Source organism: Mitsuokella jalaludinii, assembly GCF_928722185.1.
Classification (GTDB): domain Bacteria; phylum Bacillota; class Negativicutes; order Selenomonadales; family Selenomonadaceae; genus Mitsuokella; species Mitsuokella jalaludinii.
The window spans coordinates 1,026,417-1,044,662 of record NZ_CAKMXA010000001.1; the positions used below are offsets into that span (position 1 = coordinate 1,026,417).

The 18,246-nt window shown below is 59.3% G+C and carries 18 protein-coding genes, 1 pseudogene and 1 other annotated feature; of the genes and pseudogenes, 1 reads left to right on the forward strand and 18 read right to left on the reverse strand.

Annotated elements, in window-relative coordinates; all coding sequences use genetic code 11:
- Window position 1 precedes the first annotated feature (1 nt).
- From thyX to QDI87_RS04925, 14 genes are all read right to left on the reverse strand, one after another.
- Window positions 2-694, reverse strand: coding sequence for an FAD-dependent thymidylate synthase (gene thyX, locus QDI87_RS04860; RefSeq protein ID WP_036373646.1), 693 nt, complete (start codon window positions 692-694; stop codon window positions 2-4).
- On the reverse strand, window positions 691-1,200 hold the full coding sequence (locus QDI87_RS04865) for a Mini-ribonuclease 3 (protein WP_036373649.1): 510 nt from the start codon (window positions 1,198-1,200) through the stop codon (window positions 691-693). Before QDI87_RS04865 ends, thyX begins: the two co-directional genes overlap by 4 nt.
- Window positions 1,197-2,627, reverse strand: coding sequence for a cysteine--tRNA ligase (cysS, locus tag QDI87_RS04870; protein ID WP_036373651.1), 1,431 nt, complete (start codon window positions 2,625-2,627; stop codon window positions 1,197-1,199). Before cysS ends, QDI87_RS04865 begins: the two co-directional genes overlap by 4 nt.
- Window positions 2,620-3,372, reverse strand: coding sequence for a serine O-acetyltransferase (gene cysE, locus QDI87_RS04875; RefSeq protein ID WP_036373654.1), 753 nt, complete (start codon window positions 3,370-3,372; stop codon window positions 2,620-2,622). Before cysE ends, cysS begins: the two co-directional genes overlap by 8 nt.
- A gap of 40 nt (window positions 3,373-3,412) precedes the next feature.
- Window positions 3,413-3,618: a binding site (T-box leader), on the reverse strand.
- Window positions 3,619-3,637: 19 nt separating this feature from the next.
- A complete protein-coding gene (gene ispF, locus QDI87_RS04880) occupies window positions 3,638-4,114 on the reverse strand; it encodes a 2-C-methyl-D-erythritol 2,4-cyclodiphosphate synthase (RefSeq protein ID WP_036373657.1) in 477 nt (158 codons plus the stop codon).
- Between the two features lie 4 nt (window positions 4,115-4,118).
- Window positions 4,119-4,892, reverse strand: a complete 774-nt coding sequence (gene ispD, locus QDI87_RS04885; RefSeq protein WP_036373661.1) for a 2-C-methyl-D-erythritol 4-phosphate cytidylyltransferase — start codon at window positions 4,890-4,892, stop codon at window positions 4,119-4,121.
- A gap of 30 nt (window positions 4,893-4,922) precedes the next feature.
- Window positions 4,923-6,086 carry a PIN/TRAM domain-containing protein gene (locus QDI87_RS04890; RefSeq protein ID WP_036373664.1) on the reverse strand — a complete coding sequence of 388 codons (1,164 nt, stop codon included), beginning with the start codon at window positions 6,084-6,086 and terminating at the stop codon, window positions 4,923-4,925.
- Between the two features lie 97 nt (window positions 6,087-6,183).
- Window positions 6,184-6,678 carry a CarD family transcriptional regulator gene (locus QDI87_RS04895; RefSeq protein WP_036373667.1) on the reverse strand — a complete coding sequence of 165 codons (495 nt, stop codon included), beginning with the start codon at window positions 6,676-6,678 and terminating at the stop codon, window positions 6,184-6,186.
- A 179-nt stretch (window positions 6,679-6,857) separates the two neighbouring features.
- Window positions 6,858-7,808 carry an LPP20 family lipoprotein gene (locus tag QDI87_RS04900; protein WP_081828372.1) on the reverse strand — a complete coding sequence of 317 codons (951 nt, stop codon included), beginning with the start codon at window positions 7,806-7,808 and terminating at the stop codon, window positions 6,858-6,860.
- 140 nt (window positions 7,809-7,948) lie between these two features.
- A complete protein-coding gene (locus tag QDI87_RS04905) occupies window positions 7,949-8,911 on the reverse strand; it encodes an NAD(P)H-dependent glycerol-3-phosphate dehydrogenase (RefSeq protein WP_036373669.1) in 963 nt (320 codons plus the stop codon).
- Window positions 8,908-9,624 (reverse strand): tRNA threonylcarbamoyladenosine dehydratase, encoded by a 717-nt coding sequence (locus tag QDI87_RS04910; RefSeq protein ID WP_055160302.1) that lies wholly within the window; start codon window positions 9,622-9,624, stop codon window positions 8,908-8,910. Before QDI87_RS04910 ends, QDI87_RS04905 begins: the two co-directional genes overlap by 4 nt.
- Before the next feature lie 96 nt (window positions 9,625-9,720).
- A complete protein-coding gene (gene ftsZ / locus QDI87_RS04915) occupies window positions 9,721-10,899 on the reverse strand; it encodes a cell division protein FtsZ (RefSeq protein ID WP_036373676.1) in 1,179 nt (392 codons plus the stop codon).
- A gap of 322 nt (window positions 10,900-11,221) precedes the next feature.
- Entirely contained in the window at window positions 11,222-12,112 is an 891-nt protein-coding gene (locus QDI87_RS04920; protein ID WP_036373678.1) for a DMT family transporter, read from the reverse strand.
- A gap of 105 nt (window positions 12,113-12,217) precedes the next feature.
- Complete coding sequence (locus QDI87_RS04925; RefSeq protein ID WP_051652119.1) at window positions 12,218-13,600, reverse strand: GntP family permease; 1,383 nt, start codon at window positions 13,598-13,600, stop codon at window positions 12,218-12,220.
- A 375-nt stretch (window positions 13,601-13,975) separates the two neighbouring features.
- Between QDI87_RS04925 and QDI87_RS04930 the strand changes: the two genes are divergently transcribed.
- Window positions 13,976-15,235 carry an NAD(P)-dependent oxidoreductase gene (locus QDI87_RS04930; RefSeq protein ID WP_278742382.1) on the forward strand — a complete coding sequence of 420 codons (1,260 nt, stop codon included), beginning with the start codon at window positions 13,976-13,978 and terminating at the stop codon, window positions 15,233-15,235.
- A 58-nt stretch (window positions 15,236-15,293) separates the two neighbouring features.
- On the opposite strand, the gene QDI87_RS04935 is transcribed toward QDI87_RS04930, so the two are convergent.
- From QDI87_RS04935 to QDI87_RS04950, 4 genes and pseudogenes are all read right to left on the reverse strand, one after another.
- Entirely contained in the window at window positions 15,294-16,457 is a 1,164-nt protein-coding gene (locus tag QDI87_RS04935) for an EAL domain-containing protein (protein WP_255241109.1), read from the reverse strand.
- A gap of 54 nt (window positions 16,458-16,511) precedes the next feature.
- A pseudogene (locus QDI87_RS04940) lies at window positions 16,512-16,817 on the reverse strand (diguanylate cyclase domain-containing protein); the annotation flags it as partial.
- Window positions 16,818-16,868: 51 nt separating this feature from the next.
- Window positions 16,869-17,345: a hypothetical protein gene (locus tag QDI87_RS04945; RefSeq protein ID WP_036373688.1), complete on the reverse strand. Its 477-nt coding sequence runs from the start codon at window positions 17,343-17,345 to the stop codon at window positions 16,869-16,871.
- A gap of 201 nt (window positions 17,346-17,546) precedes the next feature.
- Window positions 17,547-18,041, reverse strand: a complete 495-nt coding sequence (locus QDI87_RS04950) for a hypothetical protein (protein ID WP_255240382.1) — start codon at window positions 18,039-18,041, stop codon at window positions 17,547-17,549.
- Between the last annotated feature and the right edge of the window lie 205 nt (window positions 18,042-18,246).

Below are 18,246 nucleotides of genomic sequence, written 5' to 3' on the forward strand. Positions count from 1 at the left end.
CTCAATCCTTTTCTCTGAGCTTGATCATCTCAGCAAACTTGCCGCAGGTCATCTCTCCCTCCGGGCAGCGGCCCGTGTTGACGCAGCTCGCGCCAGCATTGAAGAAGAGCGTCGGAGCGACCTTCTTGACTTCGGCGAGCATCTTGTAGGCCATCTCGCGGATCTCCCACTGCGCGCGATTGCAGCAGCGCAGGTTGAAAAAATGCATCAGGGAGCGCGCGTTCATCGTCACGAGGATCTTCGTCTCCGTCGCATTGGCGAGGACGTAGCGCGCGTCTTCCTTCGGCACGCCCATCTCCGTGAGCTCGTCGTAAACACTGCGGATCTCTTCCATCAGTGCCTCGTACTTTGCCTTGGCCTCTGGCTTCTCGGCAATGGTCGGCGGCGTGATGTACTGGAAGCCGTGCGCGGCGACGTAGCGCTGCGACTGCTGGTCATACGAGGCGATGCGGTGGCGCACGAGCTGATGCGTCAGGACGCGCGAGACACCCTCGATGCCGAAAGTGAAGGAAGCGTGCTCAAGCGTCGAGCCATGACCGATCTTGACCATCTTGCGGACCATCTCGCGTACCTTCTCCTCGCTCAGGCGCTCTGCTAGCTCCTCCGCACCGGATGCCGAGTAGCAGAGGCGTGCGGCCATGGCCACGACGCGCTCCGGCTCCGGCGTGTAGTCGAGTAATTTGACTTTGATCATTGTTTCTCCGTTCCCTCCGTCGTTTTCCCGTGGATCTCCTCCATCATAGCCTTGCTGATGACAGCGAAGGCCGCCTCGCAGAGCTCCTGCAGGCGCTCGAACTTCTCAGACAGATAGAGCGTCCCGAGGAGCGCCTCAAAGCCGGTGCTCGAGTGGTACTCGGCCACGCTCGAGCTGCGCGGCGCATGGCTCTTGGCGTTGCGGCCACGGCGATAGATGGCCTTCTCCTCGTCGGTCAGCATGGACTCGATGCCGAGGTACGCCTTGTGCTGCCAGACCGCCGAGACGATCTGGGCGCTGAAGGCGTGCAGCGCGTGCACCCTGGCCTGCTCGTACGAGAGCAGGCGCGTGCGCACGAAGAGGTGGAAAAAGGCATCGCCGACGTAGGCGAGCACGAGCGGGTTCATCTGACGGACATCCGTACCGTCATAGCGCGTCTTGATGCCGCCCTGCTCATCCGGCGTGAACATCATGTCGACGAGCAGCTTGAACTGCGAGAATTTCATGCTTTCTTCCACCGTACGCCGTTCGGCGTGTCCTCGAGCACGACGTCGGCATCCTTGAGCGCATCGCGGATCTTGTCGGCGACAGCCCAGTTCTTCTCCTTGCGTGCATCCTGGCGCAGCGTGATGATGATCTCCATGAGCTTGTCCGTCAGGCCGTCATCCTCAGCCTTTTCCTGCTGCTCGAAGATGCCGATGATTTCCGCCATCTCGGCGTAGATAGCCGCGACCGTCTTGAAGCCCGCCGCGTCGAAGGCCTTCGTGCCGTTCGTGACTTCCTGATAGTAGATGTTGATTTCCTTCGAGAGCGCAAACATCTGGCTGATGGCAAGGGCCGTGTTAAAGTCATCGTCCATCGCCTCGTAGAATTCCTTGCGCAGCGCTTCGGCCTTAGATGCAAGCTCTGCTGCTGTATCAGCCGTGCCCTGCTTCGCGCAAAGCTCGTCGACGTAAGCCTTCGTATTCTGCAGGCGTGCAAGGCTCGTCTGCGCTTCCTTGAGGCGCTCGTCCGAGAAGTCGAGCGGGCTGCGGTAATGCGTCTGCAGGATGAAGAAGCGGATGACTTCGCCCGGGTATTCCTTGAGGATGTCCTTGACCGTGAAGAAGTTGTTCTTCGACTTCGACATCTTCTCGTTGTGGATCGTGATGAAGCCGTTGTGCAGCCAGTACTGCGCGAAGCTGTGGTCATCGCCGATGCAGGCCTGCGACTGCGCGATCTCATTCTCGTGATGCGGGAAGATCAGGTCGCTGCCGCCGCCGTGGAAATCGAACTTCTCGCCGAGATACTTCAAAGACATCGTCGAGCACTCGATATGCCAGCCCGGGCGTCCCTTGCCCCACGGGCTGTCCCAGGACGGCTCGCCCGGCTTCGCGGCCTTCCAGAGCGCGAAGTCCATCGGATGGTGCTTGGCCGTGTTGACCTCGATGCGCGCGCCGGCCTGCATGTCGTCGAGACTGCGGCCGCTGAGCTTGCCGTAATGCGAGAACTTCTCGACGCTGTAGTAGACATCGCCGTTGTCGACCACATAGGCGTAGCCCTTCGCGATGAGCTTCTCGACCATCGCGATGATCTCCGGCATCGTCTCACTGACGCGCGGGTAGACATCGGCATGGCGGACGTTCAGCGCATCCATCGCCTCGAAATAGGCCTTGATGTAGCGGTCGGAGATGTCCTTCCACGTCACGCCTTCCTTGTTGGCCGCATTGATGATCTTGTCGTCGACATCCGTGAAGTTCTGGATGTAGTGGACCTTGTAGCCCTTCTTGGCAAAGTAGCGGCGGATGACGTCCCAGGTCACGAAGGGGCGTGCATTGCCGATGTGCGGGTGGTTGTACGGCGTGACGCCGCAGCAGTAGATGCTGACCTCGCCCTTCTTGAGCGGCTTGAACTCCTCCTTGCGGCGGGTCATCGTATTGTAGACTTTAAGCATGTTCTTTATCCTCCAATCTCTTCTCGAGTTCATTGACTTTCTTTTCCAATGCCTGGATCTGGCGCATCATGCACTCGCGCATCTCCTCGTCCGGGTCCGGCAGCATGTCGTGGTCGAGGTCGACGTCGAGCTCGTCCTCGATATCCGTGAGGCTATCGTCCGACTCGACGAGCCGCGTCGCGCGCAGGGCTTGACGGAGCTCTTCCGCCGTATGGACGCGCTTGCCGCCCATGACGACGATGCGCCCTGGGATGCCGACGACCGTCGCATACGGCGGGACCGGCTTCAAGACGACGGAGCCCGCACCGATCTTCGCGTGGTCGCCGACCGTGAAGGAACCGAGCACCTTCGCGCCCGACGCCACGACGACGTTGTTGCCGATGGTCGGATGGCGCTTGCCCTTCTCCTTGCCCGTGCCGCCGAGCGTCACGCCCTGGTAGAGCGTGACGTTGTTGCCGATCTCCGCCGTCTCGCCGATGACGATGCCCGTGCCGTGGTCGATGAACAGGCCCTCACCAATCGTCGCACCCGGATGGATCTCGATGCCCGTCAGGAAGCGGGCAAAATTCGAGATCATGCGCGGGATGAGCACCCAGCCGCGCTTGTAGAGCGCATGCGAGATGCGATGGAACCAGATTGCATGAAGGCCGGAATAACAGAAGAGCACTTCAATCACGCTGCGCGCAGCGGGGTCGCGCTCAAAGACGACGCGGATATCCTTGCGAAGCCGCGAAAAAAAACTCATAGTCCATCCTCCCTGTCCTATACAAAAGGCCCCGCATCTCCTCAGAGACGCGGGGCCGTGGTTCCACTCTGGTTAAGGGCCATGCCCTTCACTCATGAAGATAACGCCTTCCTGCGTCAGGGCCTACTCCATTCTGCCCTGCAGCTCCCGGGTGCATTTCTGGCGGATATCCATAGCCCCTTCACACCACCCGGAGCCTCTCTTGATGGCTGGTCCAACCGTACTTCTCCCGTTCCACGCCTTTTCATATACGGGATTCATTCTATCACAGCTTCTCGATTCCTGCAACCGCATAGGCGGAGATTCCCTGCTCTGCTCCTGTGAAGCCGAGCTTCTCCTCTGTCGTCGCCTTGACATTGACATCGTCAAGCGAGACGCCGAGCACCTGCGCGATGTTCTCGTTCATCTTGGGGATGAAGTCCTTCATCTTCGGCTTCTGGGCGACGATCGTCGCATCGACATTGCCGATGCGGTAGCCCTTCGCCTCCAGCAGGTGGCGGACTTCCGCGAGGAGCTTCATGCTGTCGGCGCCCTCATAGCGCGGGTCGGTATCCGGGAAATGGCGGCCGATGTCGCCGAGCGCCGCCGCGCCGAGCAGGGCGTCAGAGATGGCGTGCAGCAGTACATCGGCATCCGAATGGCCGAGCAGCCCGAGCGCATGCGGGATTTCCACCCCGCCGATGATGAGCTTGCGCCCTTCGACGAGGCGGTGCACATCGTAACCCATGCCAAAACGCGTCATACAATCAATCCTTTCTCTTCTCGCTCTTCGCACTCTTGATGAAGTCGCAGACTTCCGAAGCGGCCCGCCGCACGGTCCCCGTGAAGCTGCCCGACTGGCGCAGGAATGCCTCCGCCACGACGAGGTCTTCAGGTGTCGTGACTTTGATGTTCTGGTAGGAATCCATGACGACATGGACCCTGGCGCCATAGCGTTCCACGAGGCTCGCATCGTCCGTGCCGAGGAAGCCATCGGACTCTGCTTTCTCGTTAGCGGCCATGAGCAGGCTCCTGGAGAAGCCCTGCGGCGTCTGCACGGCCCAGAGCGTCGAGCGGTCGGGGGTCGCCGTGACGACACCGTCCTCGACGACCTTGACCGTGTTCTTCTCCGGCACAGCTGCGACGGCCGCGCCGTGCTCGCGAGCCGCCTCGATGACAGCCTCGATCGTCGCGTGCGAGACGAGCGGGCGCGCTGCATCGTGGACGAGGATGACATCACTCGCTTCCGAGGATGCCTTCAGTCCGTTCCAGACAGAATACTGGCGCTCGCTGCCGCCCGCGACGACCTTGACCGACTTGGCAGCCTCACGAAAGAGCCCGAGGCCCTGCAGGGCGCGGCGCAGCGGCTCGACTTCCTCCGCGCCCGTCACGACGATGATCTCCTGCACCTCCGGCACTGCGGCAAAGACCCGCAGCGTGTGGAACAGGATGGGCTTTCCCATGAGGCGCAGGAATACCTTGTTGACGCCCGCCTGCATGCGCTTGCCGCGCCCTGCTGCGGGCAGGATGACACTGACCATGCTCTACCTCTCCTCTCGCAGCGACCAGCATCAATGCGCTGGTTTCGCGAAGATCATGCGGCCAGCCGCCGTCTGCAGAGCAGACGTGACTTCCACCGTGATGGATTCATTCATGTGACGGTTGCCGTTCTCGACGACGATCATCGTGCCGTCATCGAGATAGGCGACGCCCTGGCCGGGCTCCTTGCCCGACTTGACAATCGTCACGCGCATCGTCTCACCAGGGATGACGACTGGCTTGACGGCATTCGAGAGCTCATTGATGTTGAGCACCTCCACACCGCGCAGCTGCGCGACCTTGTTGAGGTTGTAGTCGTTCGTGATGATCTTGCCGCCGACCTGCTGGCCGAGGCGCACGAGCTTCGAGTCGACCTCCGAGATATCGTCGAAGTCAACATTCGTGATCTCGACCTTGACCTTCGTGCTCTGGCGGATGCGCTGCAGAATGTCGAGCCCGCGGCGGCCGCGCGTGCGCTTGAGCGCATCGGCCGAGTCGGCGATGTGCTGGAGCTCTTCGAGGACAAAGACCGGGATGAGCAGCGTGCCCTCGATGAAGCCCGTGTCGCAGATATCGGCGATGCGGCCATCGATAATGACACTCGTATCGAGCAGCTTGTAGGCGTGCGCATCGGCTGTAGGAGCGGCCTTTGCCGACTCCTCTGGCGCTGCGCCAGGAGCCGCGCGCATCTCCCTCATCTTCGCGAGGTCCTTCATGAAGCGCGGCACGAAGTCAAAGAGCCCCGTGAGTTCCCGGCGCTTCTTGATCGTGATCGTGATGCCGAGATACCCGAAGACAATGCTGAAGATGACCGGGATGTAATCTCCGACAACAGGGATCTTCGCAAATGAATAGCCGAGAAGATTGGCGAGTATGAGTCCGATAGCAAGGCCGACGGCGCCTGCGATGACGTCGTGGATCGGCATTTTGCCGAGCTGCAGCTCCACCCATGCAGAAAACCGCTTGAGGCAGCGGATGAAGTACGGGGAAGCCAAAAAACCAATGATGCCGCCGAGAATTGCGCCGAAGAGGATGCAGAGCAGACTTCCCATGGTGATGCGCACAACGCCCATCTCCATCTTGAGGATCTCCGTGCCGACGTACATCGTCAACACAGGGCTCGCAAGGTCCAGCAGTGCGCCTCCGGCAATCGCTAAGAACAGTGTGATAAAGAAACGCAAGACACGATCTAGCATACATTCACCTCCTTGAACAGAAAAACAAAAAGAAAAGTCCGAACAGAATCAGTATACTCTACTCTGCTTGGACTTGTCAAAACTCAGGTTCGCATGTTCAATGTGCAAACGCATTTTCAGAAAGGACAGAAGTGAGCCAGTTCTCGATCTCCTTCGGCGTCTTATTGCAGGCGTAGACGAGCTCGCTCACGAGGATCTGCTTCGCGAGATCGAGCAAGCGGCGCTCTCCCGATGAGATATGGCGGCGGCGGTCCTGCAGGATGAGATTGCGCGCCACAGCGGCCACATCGCAGATATCGCCGCTCTTCATGCGCTCCAGATTGGCATGGAAGCGCTTATTCCAGCTGCCCTTCGGCTTCTCCGGCTCCTTCTCGAGCACTTCGCGCACCTCATCGACCTTCTGCTGCGGGATGATGTCCCGCAAGCCGATATTTTCGGCATTGTCCGTCGGGATCATGACCTTCATGTTGCCCAACGGCATCTCGAGGACATAGTAGGACTTGCCCTCTCCGAGGACTTCACAATTCTCGATGCCGGATATCACACCAGCACCATGCATCGGATAGACGACCTTATCTCCTATCTGTAACAAGAGCACCCCTCCTCTACACACGAGCCAACCACCAGCTAAGTCAACACATCTACGTTCTCATTGTACCACAAATAATCCAAAAAGTAAAATTTTTATTTTATCACAACAGCTTCGCATCGTCAATAAGCATATGCAAAAAAATCAGGCCCCATGATGGGACCTGACAGATGACGCTTGACTCAGCGGACAAAGACGACATTCGTGCGGTCGAGGAAGCCCGAAGCGCCGTTCTCGATGAGGACGCGGTTGGCATCAGCGACCGAGAGGATCGGGTTGCCGTTGTGGTTGTCAAGGCCGACTGCCTTGACAACGAGCGGGTTCGAACCGGCGCGGGACGCCTTGCTGAGATCCGTCGTGTAGCTGGCCATGCCGTTCGCGATGACCGTAGCCGAGTCGAGGTTCTTGTAGCCGTAAATCGGCTCACCGTTGGCGTTCTTGATGACCGGGGACATGACCGGCTTGAGGCCGAGGCCGCGGCAGTCCACGATCAGGCCTGTGTAGCCGCCAATGGCCTGGCCAGCCGGAGCCGCTGCAGCGGAAGAGCCCTGATGCGACGGCGTCGTGACGGACGGGATCGTCGTTGCAGGCGTCTGCGTCGTACCCGGTGTCACCTGGACGTTGACCTGTACGGAAGACGGCGTGCTGGCCGGCACGGATGCATCGGGAGCCGGGAAGCTCGTCGGCACCGTGTTCGTCGGCAGGACGGCCGTCGCGAGGGAGTTCGAAGCGCCAAAGACAGACATCTCCATCGTGACCGTGTAGCCGCCGCCATCGACGGCCTGCTCCGAGACAATGCGCGCACCCTGGATGAGGGCTGTGACCTTCGTCTTCGTGACATCGCTCGTCACCATCATGTTCTCGACCGTCGTCTCCGAATCAACGTTGACGCCCTTGACCATCTCAGCGAGCTGGCGGTAGGCATCGACGACAGCAGCGCGGCGTGCGAGCATGCGCGCCTGGATGGCATTGACGGCATACGTCGGAGCTACGCCCATGCCCTGTACCGTGATCTTGCTGTCACCGCTCCAGTCCATCCCCGTGCCCGCCGCAAAGGCGCTGGCAGCCGAGACGACCATGAGCGTCATGGCCATCACGCAGGCCATGAGCATCTTGGAAATCTGTCTTCTCATCCTTACTTCCTCCTCTTGGGGCTCTCTTTTGCAATCTACACTGTGAGCTTACACCTGCAATCTTAAGATTTCCCAAAAAAACAGTTAAAAATATTATGCTCTATCAACTATTTTCACCGCAGGACCAGATCGTGCCGCCGTCACTCCGATTTCGTCGCGCGCATGAAGAGCTGCATGAGCTGTTCTTTTGGGTCCTTGTGGTCGTGAATGATCGCGTAGACTGTCGCGCAGATCGGCAATTCGACGTGGAACTCACGCGAGAGGTCCATGAGCGCCTCCACTGTGTAGACGCCCTCTGCCAGCTTCGCGAAGGGCTTGCCCGTGATGAGGTCCTCGCCAAAGCGGCGGTTATTGCTGTGTGGCGAGAAGAGCGTCGCCTCGTAGTCGCCGAGATGCGAAAGGCCGTAGACTGTCATGCGGTCACCGCCCATCGCCTCGATGAGGCGCGAGAGCTCGTGCGTGCCGCGTGCCATCAGGGCACCCTTGAGGCTGCTGTAGCCGAAGCCGTCGAGCATGCCAGCGGCCAGGCCGATGACATTCTTCGAGGCCGCGCCGATCTCCGTGCCCAGAAGGTCCTCTCCATAGTAGAAGCGGATCAAAGGGCTCGAGAACGCATCGACGAGCTCGCGCGTGAGCTTCATCTCGCGCGCCGCGATGACCATGCAGTTCGGGATGCCGCGCACGAAATCCTGCACGTGTCCCGGGCCGACCCAGACTGCCACGCGCATCGACGAGCCGAGCTCCTCGTAGAAGACCGTCGTCAAGCGCTTGCCCGTGCCGATCTCGAGCCCTTTCATGCAGAGCACGAAGCGCTTGCCAGAGAGGTCGATGCCAAGTGCCACGAGATCCCTGCAAAAGGAGCGCAGCTGCTGGGAGCTTATAGAGATGACGAGGATGTCTGCTGAAGCGACTGCCCCCGCAAGGTCATCTGTCAGCTGCACCGAATCGGGCAGCGTCAGGTATTCATTCTTGCGCTGTTCCACCAGGGCAGCGAGATGACGGGAGCCCTTGCGCCCCCAGAGCGTCACCGCATGGCCGATGTGATCGGCATACCAGGCATGGAAGGAGCCCCAGCGGCCACAGCCGAGTACGGAAATATTCATGCCGAAACCTCCACTTTCGCCCCCGTGAGGTCGCGCACGACTTCGCCGGCGATGATGAGGCCGACAACAGACGGCACGAACGAGATGCTGCCCGGGACAGCGCGGCGCATATCACAGTTGCGCGCGCTGCCCGGCGGGCAGATGCAGTTCTTGCCGCAGCCGCTCTGGCGGACACGCAGGGGCTTTTCCTTGGAATAGACGACCTTGAGCTTCTTGACGCGGTTCTCCTTGAGCTTCTTGCGCATGACGCGCGCCAAGGGATCCACGCTCGTCTTGTAGATGTCCGTGACCTCGAATTTCGTCGGGTCCAGCTTGTTGCCGGCGCCCATGCTGCAGATGATCGGGATGTGGCGGTCGCGGCACTGCAGGACGAGGTCGATCTTGCCCGTCACCGTGTCGATGGCATCGACAACGTAGTCGTAAGGCATCGTGAAGAAGCGCTCGGCCTGCTCGGGCAGGTAGAAGTCCTCAATCGTATCGACAACAGCCTTCGGGTTGATGTCGAGGATGCGCTCCTTCATCGTCTCCGTCTTCTTCTTGCCGACCGTCTTCGACGTCGCATGGATCTGGCGGTTGATGTTCGTCAGGCAGATGAGGTCATTGTCGATGAGCACGAGATGGCCGACGCCGGCTCGCGCGAGCCCCTCTGCCACAAACGAGCCGACGCCGCCGACGCCAAAGATGGCCACTGTGCTGTTTGCCAGCTTCTCCATGCCGACCTCGCCGAGCAGTAACTCCGTGCGGGAAAAGCGACCTAATTTACTCAAGATATCTGTTCCTTTCTATTTATTTCTTATTTCTGGTAGTTCTCATTTCTGATCTTTATCGTCAGGCGTCAGGCGGAATGCCGGGAAGGCAAAGGCGCCATTTGACGCGGGCTTCGCGGGCTCCGACTGCTGCCGCATGAAACTCGGCGGCTCCAGCGTGAATGAGTCGCGCTTCGGCGCGGCCTGCTGTACAGGCTGCTGCGCACTCGCCTTGGCGGGCTTCTCCTCTGCCTGCGCGGTGTTCTTGACCATGACGCCGTCCGTGAAGTCCGTCGCGATGATCGTGGCGCGCACATCGCCGCCGAGGGAATTGTCGATGACCGTGCCGAGGATGATGTTGACCTCGGGGTCCGTATGCTCGTAGATGTAGCGCGTCGCCTCATCGACATCGTAGAGGCTCAGCGTCTTGTCGCCCGTCAAGTTCAGGATGATGCCGCGCGCGCCGTCGAGGCTCTTGCTGATCAGCGGGCTGTCAACGGCCTGCTTGACGGCCTCTACCGCGCTGCGCGAGCTGCGCCCGATGCCGAGCAGGGCATCGCTCGACGCACTCTGGCGGAAGATCGTCGTGACATCCGCGAAGTCGACGTTGATGACGCCCGTCGTCAGGATCAGCTCTGCCACGCAGTTGATGGCCTGCTGCAGGATGCCATCGGCGCAGGAGAACGCCTTGACGAGCGTCATGTGGCGGTTCTCCGGCAGTTTCATGAGGTTGTCATTGGCCACGAGGATCAGCGCGTCCATCTGGGCCTGCATCTTCGCGAGGCCCTCATTGGCCAGGCGCTTCTTGCGGCTGCCCTCGAAGCTGAACGGCAGCGTGACGACGCCGACCGAGAGCGTCCCGAGGTCGTGCGCGATCTTGGCGACGACAGGCGCCGCCCCTGTGCCAGTACCACCGCCGAGGCCGGCCGTGACAAAGACGAGATCTGCGCCGTTCATCGCTTCGCGGATCTTATCCTTTGCGTCGAGGGCCGCCTTCTCGCCGAGCGCGATGTTGCCGCCCGTGCCGCGTCCCTTCGTCAGGTCCTCGCCAATCTGCAGCGTCTCGACGCCTTCTTCTGCCACGCGCGCGAGCTGCTTGGCATCGGTATTGATGGCGACCAGATCGATGTCGAGTTCTTTATGATGGCCCATGCGCATCAGGACGCTGTTGCCGCCACCGCCAACACCGAATACCTTGATCTTCACTTTCGGCTTTATGATTAACGTTTCTTCTGCTGCCATGCGCTCCTACTCCTCTCACATCAAAAATCTCTGAGAATTATTTCGCCATCTCAAAAACAATTTCCTGCCCCCGATGAAAATATAGGGCATTTCACCGAAAAGAGCAGGGCCGTCACACGCGGCTCTGCTCCCTTGCTTTTTCTCTATAGCGGATCAATGGAAGAGGAGTACGGCCAGGCAGGCCAGGACGATCTTCAGGCTATCGAGTTTCAAATATAACACTTCCTTATCTTAAATCGTGACACTTCATGACAATAATGATTCCGAGCAGATATGCATCTTCTGCTGATGAATACGATTATACAATGAAGCACCTTGTTTTTCAAGATGCACGGTGACGATCTTCCAGCAACGGACGCACCTGCGTCACGATCATTCCCGCGAGCATCAGGGCGCAGCCGAGAATCTGGACGGCCGTCATGCGCTCCCCGAGCAGCAGCCAGCTCGAGAGCACGCCGAAGACAGCCTCGAAACTCATGATGATGGCCGCCTGCCCCGGCTCCGCGTACTTCTGCCCCAAGATCTGCAGCGTAAAGGCCACGCCCGCCGACATGACGCCGCCGTAGAAGATGGCAAACCAGGCGTTGAGGACAGGCTGCACGGCCACTGTCTCAAAGCCAAGTGCCGCGATGAGGCTGCCCGCTGCGCAGACGCCGACCTGTGTGAGCGAGAGCTCGATGGGATCGACGAGGCTCGCGAAGCGGTCGATGAAGAGGATGTGGCCCGTCCAGAACAGCGCGCTGATGAAGACGAGGCCATCGCCGAAGCTCAGCGAGACGGCTCCGTGTATCGAGAGAAAGTAGAGGCCAAGCAAAGCCATCGCCGCGCCGACCCAGTTCTCCGGATGGATGCGCTTTCCGAGCAGCACCGCGCCGAGCGGCACGAAGATGATGTAGAGCGCCGTGATGAAGGCCGTCTTGCCGGCCGTCGTGTAGAGCATGGCCACCTGCTGCAGCGAGGTGGCGACCATCATGATGCAGCCGGCGCCGAGACCGGCCTTCCAGCCCGGTCGGTACGTGCCGGCGCGCTTTGCGCCCTCGCGCGAACCGCGCCAGGCATACCAGAGCCCCGCGAGGAACAATAGACCTAAGATGTAGCGTGCTGCGGCATAGGTGAACGGACCGAGCCCGTCCATGCCGACCATCTGCGCAACAAACGTCGTGCCCCAGATGAACGCAGCCAGCAGGAGCATGAGATTCCCGCGTAAATGCATGAATAAATCCTCCTATCAATCGTGCAGTCGTGCTATCGCCAAAAAGACGAGAAAAAACAGGCACGCGTATGCATGCCTGTCTCTATTGTATGATGTTTTCCCGCCTCAGGCAAGTCCCGTTACCATGTAGAACAGGATGCAGAGGAATGGGACGAAGAACTTGAGTCCCATGATGACCGCGATATCGAAGTACGAATCGTGATGCGTGAGGCCGCAGATCGCGAGCAGCGTGACGAGCGCGCCGCAGTGCGGGACCGGATCGATGCCGACCGAGGCGATGGCGACGATGCGGTGCAGGACCTCGAGTGGGATGCCAGCGGCCTGTGCCATGGCTGCCCACTGGTCACCGAGCATCGAGAGCGCGATCGTCAGGCCGCCCGAAGCGGAGCCCGTGATGCCAGCCATGATGTTCGTCGTGATGACGGCCGAGAGCAGTGGGCCGAACGAGTCCGCGATGCCGATGAGCGCCTGCGTGACAGGGACAAAGCCCGGCAGGCTCGTGATGACGCAGCCGAAGGCGTAGCCCGATGCGACATTGAGGACAGCTGTCGCCGACGAGATGGCCGCGTAGTTGATCGGTGCCAGGAAGCCGTCCATGACGATGAAGCGCTTGCGGCCGATGAAGGCTGCCGCAATGCTGCTGATGATGAGCGCGACCGTGATGGACCAGATGGCCGATACCTTGCCGACATTCGCCGCCAGCAGGCTGAGCTTGAGCGGCAGGAAGGCCGAGAGCGCCTCAGGATCCCAATGGAAGCCCCATTCCCATTTGAACGGGTTCGAGAGGATGATATTGATCACGATGACCATGACGAGCGGCAGCAGAGCCCAGTACCACGGGATGTGGATCTTCGGGCTCGGCTTGTGGTGCGGGCCGCCTTCGAAGTGGCGGCCATACCCCTCGCCGCGCGCCTTGAGGATTTTCGCACGGCGCGTCACCCAGCCCCAGCCGATCAGCAGGAACAGGAACGAGGCGAAGAGGCCAATGATTGGCGCCGACCACGTACTCGTCGAGAAGTACGAGGACGGGATGATGTTCTGGATCTGCGGGGTGCCTGGCAGGGCGACCATCGCGAAGGAGAAGATGCCGACCCAGAGCGTTGCTGGCAGCAGGCGCTTTGGGATGTCTGCCTTGCGGAAGACAACCGCACCAAATGGATACATGACGAAGGCGACGACAAAGACGGAAAGACCGCCGTATGTCAGTGCGCCGCAGCCCAGGAGGACTGCGAGAACAGCGCGCTTCTCGCCGAGCACATCGACGATTTTCGCCGCAACTGAGGAAGCCAGGCCGCCCTTCTCCATCAGGCGCGCAAAGACTGCACCGAACAGGAAGATCGGGTAGTATGACTTCGTGTACTCAGCCATGCGTGTCATGTAGAGCTCACTGTACGTCGGCAGGACGCCGAAAATACTCGCAAGCGCTGCAACACCTGCAAAAATTGGTGCGATCAGGATGATCGACCAGCCGCGGTAAGCAAAATACATGAGACCGATAAGGGCCACCGCAATACAGATTCCTTCTAACACAGACGGATCGTCCCCTTTCTTTCATGTTTTGCACCCCCCCGGTGCAAAACATGGAGAAAGACAGCCGGTCGGCTATTCCGGCTGCCTTTCATTTGTCTTACCCTGCGCCATGCATGATGGGAAGATATTCCTTGCATGATGCGCATTACCTCGTCTATCATAGCATTCCCCTTATTTATTGTCAACTGGTTAACTGTTAATATTTAATAATGACGTAATATTGAGAATATAACTGAAACTTGTCTCTCCGAAAAGTTTCGGTTACAATAAAGGAAATACACAGTCACTCCCCGAAAATGGGAACGGTACAACAAAAGGAATAGGTGATAGTGCATGGCCATCCATGTCATCAATGAGGCACGCCGCTGCCTCCAGTGCAAGAAGCCGCTCTGCCGCCTCAAAGGCTGCCCGGCTCAGACGAATATCCCCGAGATGATCCGGCTCTTCCTCGACGGACAGATCAATGAAGCAGGCGAGATGCTCTTCATCAACAACCCGATGAGCATCGTCTGCCCCCTCGTCTGCGACCACGAGAAGCAGTGCGAAGGCAACTGCATCCAGGGGCGCAAGGGTGCTCCGGTGCAGATCTCGAGCATCGAACATTACATCTCCGACATCTACCTCGACAAGGTCATCATGGAACACGAGCCGCCCAAGGGACAGAATGTCGCCATCATCGGCGCGGGCCCGGCCGGCATCACGGTCAGCGTCAAGCTCGCCCAGCTCGGCTACGATGTGACAATCTTCGAGCGCAAGAGCAAGCTCGGCGGCATGATGCGCTACGGCATCCCGTCCTTCCGCCTGCCGCTCGACATCCTCAACCGCTACCAGAAGAAGCTCGTCGAGCTCGGCATCCACATCCGCCCGAACACGACGATCGGCAGCATCCTGACGCTCGATACCCTGTTCAAAGACGGCTACGATGCTGTCTTCATCGGCTCCGGCGTCTGGCGTCCGCGTGGCCTCGGCGTGCGCGGCGAGAGCCTCGGCAACTGCCACTACGCCGTCGACTACCTGCAGAACCCGGATGTCTACCAGCTCGGCGACCGCGTCGCCGTCATCGGCTCGGGCAATTCCGCGATGGATGCCGCCCGCACAGCCATCCGCAAGGGCAGCCGCTTCGTCACCGTCTACGCGCGCCGCAATGAAGTCCGCGCGAGCATCCGCGAGTACGAGTACGCACAGGCAGACGGCGTCGAGTTTGATCTCTGCAAGGGCGTCGCCGCCATCACGAAGGACGGCCCGATGCTCTACGAGCGCCACTTCGATGCAGACGGCAACCTGCTCAGCGAAGATGAGCCGCAGCTCTACCCCGCCGACAGCACGATCATTGCCGTCAGCCAGGCCCCGAAGGACAAGATCGTCCGTACGACGACGGGCCTCGAGGTCGACAACCGCGGCCTCGTCGAAGTCGACGAGAACGGCGCTACGACACGCGAGGGCGTCTTCTCCGGCGGCGACGTCGTCCTCGGCCCGGCCAACGTCGTCGAAGTCGTCAAGGATGCCAAGCACGTCGCCAAGGCCATGGACGCCTACCTCACGCGCAAGCGCGAAGCAGCCAAAGAAAAGGACACCGCCAGCCAGGACAACTGAACGGGCAACAAAAAAACTTCCCATCCCGGGAAGTTTTTTTGTTGCCCGCTCGCTTCGCTCAAAGGGAGTCGGCATCGCGCGTGAGGTCCACGATCTCCGCCATGTGGATGTGGAAGCCCGGCAGGCCGGCCAGGGTCTTGGCGCGGACGCGCAGGCGCCTGCCGTCCAGCAGGAACGTCTCCGACACCTTGCAGGGACGGTTGCGCGTCACGCGGTCGGCATAGGCGCGCAACCTCTCCTTCCGCGCGTCATCGAGCGAATGGATGATCCAGTTGACGGCGCGCCGCCCCGAGATGCCCACGCCCTTCATGACCTTCCGATAAGCGTCGTTCTCGTAGGCCATGTACAGATTCCGGCCATCGTCGAGGAACAGGGCCACCGGCGAAGCCATGATGACATTGAAGAGGCCTGCCTTCTCATAGATGCGCGCTTCCTCGCGCGTCTCTGCGCGCAGATGACGCTCCTGGCAATGCACGAGCAGCTCGTCATACGGCATCGGGCGCCCGTAATGATAGCCCTGTATCTTCTCGCAGCCGATGCTGCGAAGGAACCTCACCTGCTCCCTCGTCTCGACACCCTCTGCCAATGTGTGGATGCCGATGGCCTTGGCCATCATGACAACCGATGTGATAATCTTGCGACTCGTGTCATTGAAGGCGCGCAGGAACTCCATGTCGATCTTGAGCTCATCGAAATGGTAATCCTTGAGCACATTCAGGGAAGAGTAGCCGCTGCCAAAATCATCGAGCCAAACTGAATAGCCATTGCCGCGGAAGCGGTCAATCATCTTCAAGATCTTGTCGCTGTCCTGCACCATGGCCGTCTCCGTGATCTCGATGCGCAGGTAATCGCGCGGCAGCTCATTCTCCCGGACGACCGCCTCGATCTCTGAAAGGACATCCATGAGCTGGAAATCCATGCGCGACACATTGAACGAGATCGGCACGATGGGCCGATGTGCATCGATCTGCCTGCGGAGCTGGCGCCCACATTCCCGTATGACATAGCGGTCGAGCTTGTCGATGAGGCGCTCCTCCTCGAGCACCGGGATGAACTGATCGGGGCGCAGGAATCCGTAAACCGGGTCACGCCAGCGCGCCAAGGCCTCCATGCCTGCGAGTTTCCCCGTCAACGTGCGCACGACTGGCTGGTAGTAGATCTCGATGTAGCCGTTCTCGACGGCCTCGTCGATGTGGGAGATGACATAGGAGCGAATCTCCAATTCCTGCCGGAGATGCTCTGAGAAGATGCAGTAGGCGCGGCTGCGCTCCTTCTTGATGGAATCACAGGCCGCCTTCGCCTGCTCGCAGGCCATGCTGACCGGCACGCGCTCCTGTGGCGAGAAGTAGCGTATGCCCGCGTGCAGGTACGTGTTCTCCCCCTCGAGCAGGCCATTGACTTCCTGCACGGCCTCCTCAATGCGGCTCTGCGCATCGCCTGCCGGCACCAAGGCCATGAAGATATCCGACGACATGCGGGCCAGTGGCGCATCGGGAAAGGTGTGCCGCAGGACCGCCGCGATCTTGCACAGGAAATCATCGCCGCCCTCCGCACCGTACGTCCATTGTACTGCTTGAAGTTCGTCAGATTGAAGTACGCCAGCGCGTCCCTGCCGTAGACGCCTTCAGCGCGGTCAGCTTCCTCGCGCTCCGACACCTTGGAAAAAAAAGAGGTGCCTGCCCATGAGATTCGTCAGGGCATCGCGCTCCACCGCGAGAAAGCGCGCGTAGACATCGACGAGCAAGAGCGACCAGAGCCATACGCCGCGGTGGCAGACACGGCGTATCGAACCCTCGACCGAGCGGAACCGGCCCGTCTTCGTGCAGATGCAGAAGGAAAGATACGAGTAACTGACCGGCAGGCCCCCCTGCAGAGCACTGCCGTGTTGCATCGCCTTCTCCACCATCATGGCAATGGACTCGTAATGCTCTGGCAAGACCATGCCGCGGAACGATGCCCCCGTCAGCTCAAAGAACTCCCTCTGTGACTGACAGTCATACAGATCTTGCATCGCTTCATTGGCACAAAAAATGCTTTCATCCGCCCGGAACAGAGCCACAGCCCCCGGCATGAGATTGAGCACCTCATCCGATACATTCGTTGATTCCATGCCCTATTGAGCACCTCTTTTCCAAATAGTGTATACAAATGGCATCCAAATGTAACATTTTTCGCAGAAACTACCTCATATGCTACCATATTGTCACAGAGAAGACAATAACCGTGCTAAAAATGATTTTATTCATAAAAACAAGGTCTAGGAAATATTGACAAGAATAATATTTCCTAGACCTGATATAGATATCAACTATTAAAAATCAATCCGCTTCTCACGCATATCCTTCGGTGTCACCATGCGTTGGTCGTAGCCATCTATAAGATAATCTCCGAGCAGCCCGACCTTGAACTTCTTCGGGTCGCCTTCCGGACGTTGATCATTCTTCGTCAGCAGCAAATCAAGTGCATACGGCGTGCGCGTGGCCGTTCCACTCATATGCATAATCATGATGGCGCCGCGGCGCACATCGCCGTTGCGCTTGTGGACGATGTGGTCCATGATGCCCTCAAGTGACTCCATGGAAACAGAGCCATAGTCCTCGGCACTGCCTGAGCCGCTGACCAAGTAAGTGAACCCCTCGTCTAATGCAACGGCACAGCCCGGACGGCTGACTGCCAATTCTGGCGGACGTAGGAGCCGCGTAAGGCCATAGCGGCTGCCCCCCTCAATCTTCATATCACCGATGGTATTGAACAATTTCTCATACGAGGATCGGACGTTCTGGCGATACGTTGCATCGTCTTCCACAATATAGCTTCTTCCCTTCTCATCCACGCGCAGCATTGGCATATGATGGTCGGTATGGCTGCCCACCTCATTGCCGTCTGCCACAATGGCACGAAAAAGTCAACCGATACACATTCCTCAACCCTCTCTCATGATACACGTTCAGATGCAATAGCTACCTTTACAGATGATACTGTCAACTTTAAGCACATTTTGTTTTAATTTA

Coding starts and splice junctions, on each gene's coding strand:
- ispF (WP_036373657.1), bottom strand. CDS start 4,114: ATGACGCGTTTTGGCATGGGTTACGATGTGCACCGCCTCGTCGAAGGG.
- QDI87_RS04865 (WP_036373649.1), bottom strand. CDS start 1,200: ATGAAATTCTCGCAGTTCAAGCTGCTCGTCGACATGATGTTCACGCCG.
- ispD (WP_036373661.1), bottom strand. CDS start 4,892: ATGGTCAGTGTCATCCTGCCCGCAGCAGGGCGCGGCAAGCGCATGCAG.
- QDI87_RS04945 (WP_036373688.1), bottom strand. CDS start 17,345: ATGGAATCAACGAATGTATCGGATGAGGTGCTCAATCTCATGCCGGGG.
- thyX (WP_036373646.1), bottom strand. CDS start 694: ATGATCAAAGTCAAATTACTCGACTACACGCCGGAGCCGGAGCGCGTC.
- cysE (WP_036373654.1), bottom strand. CDS start 3,372: ATGAGTTTTTTTTCGCGGCTTCGCAAGGATATCCGCGTCGTCTTTGAG.
- QDI87_RS04890 (WP_036373664.1), bottom strand. CDS start 6,086: ATGCTAGATCGTGTCTTGCGTTTCTTTATCACACTGTTCTTAGCGATT.
- QDI87_RS04910 (WP_055160302.1), bottom strand. CDS start 9,624: ATGGAGAAGCTGGCAAACAGCACAGTGGCCATCTTTGGCGTCGGCGGC.
- QDI87_RS04925 (WP_051652119.1), bottom strand. CDS start 13,600: ATGTATTTTGCTTACCGCGGCTGGTCGATCATCCTGATCGCACCAATT.
- QDI87_RS04930 (WP_278742382.1), top strand. CDS start 13,976: ATGGCCATCCATGTCATCAATGAGGCACGCCGCTGCCTCCAGTGCAAG.
- QDI87_RS04920 (WP_036373678.1), bottom strand. CDS start 12,112: ATGCATTTACGCGGGAATCTCATGCTCCTGCTGGCTGCGTTCATCTGG.
- QDI87_RS04900 (WP_081828372.1), bottom strand. CDS start 7,808: ATGAGAAGACAGATTTCCAAGATGCTCATGGCCTGCGTGATGGCCATG.
- ftsZ (WP_036373676.1), bottom strand. CDS start 10,899: ATGGCAGCAGAAGAAACGTTAATCATAAAGCCGAAAGTGAAGATCAAG.
- QDI87_RS04905 (WP_036373669.1), bottom strand. CDS start 8,911: ATGAATATTTCCGTACTCGGCTGTGGCCGCTGGGGCTCCTTCCATGCC.
- cysS (WP_036373651.1), bottom strand. CDS start 2,627: ATGCTTAAAGTCTACAATACGATGACCCGCCGCAAGGAGGAGTTCAAG.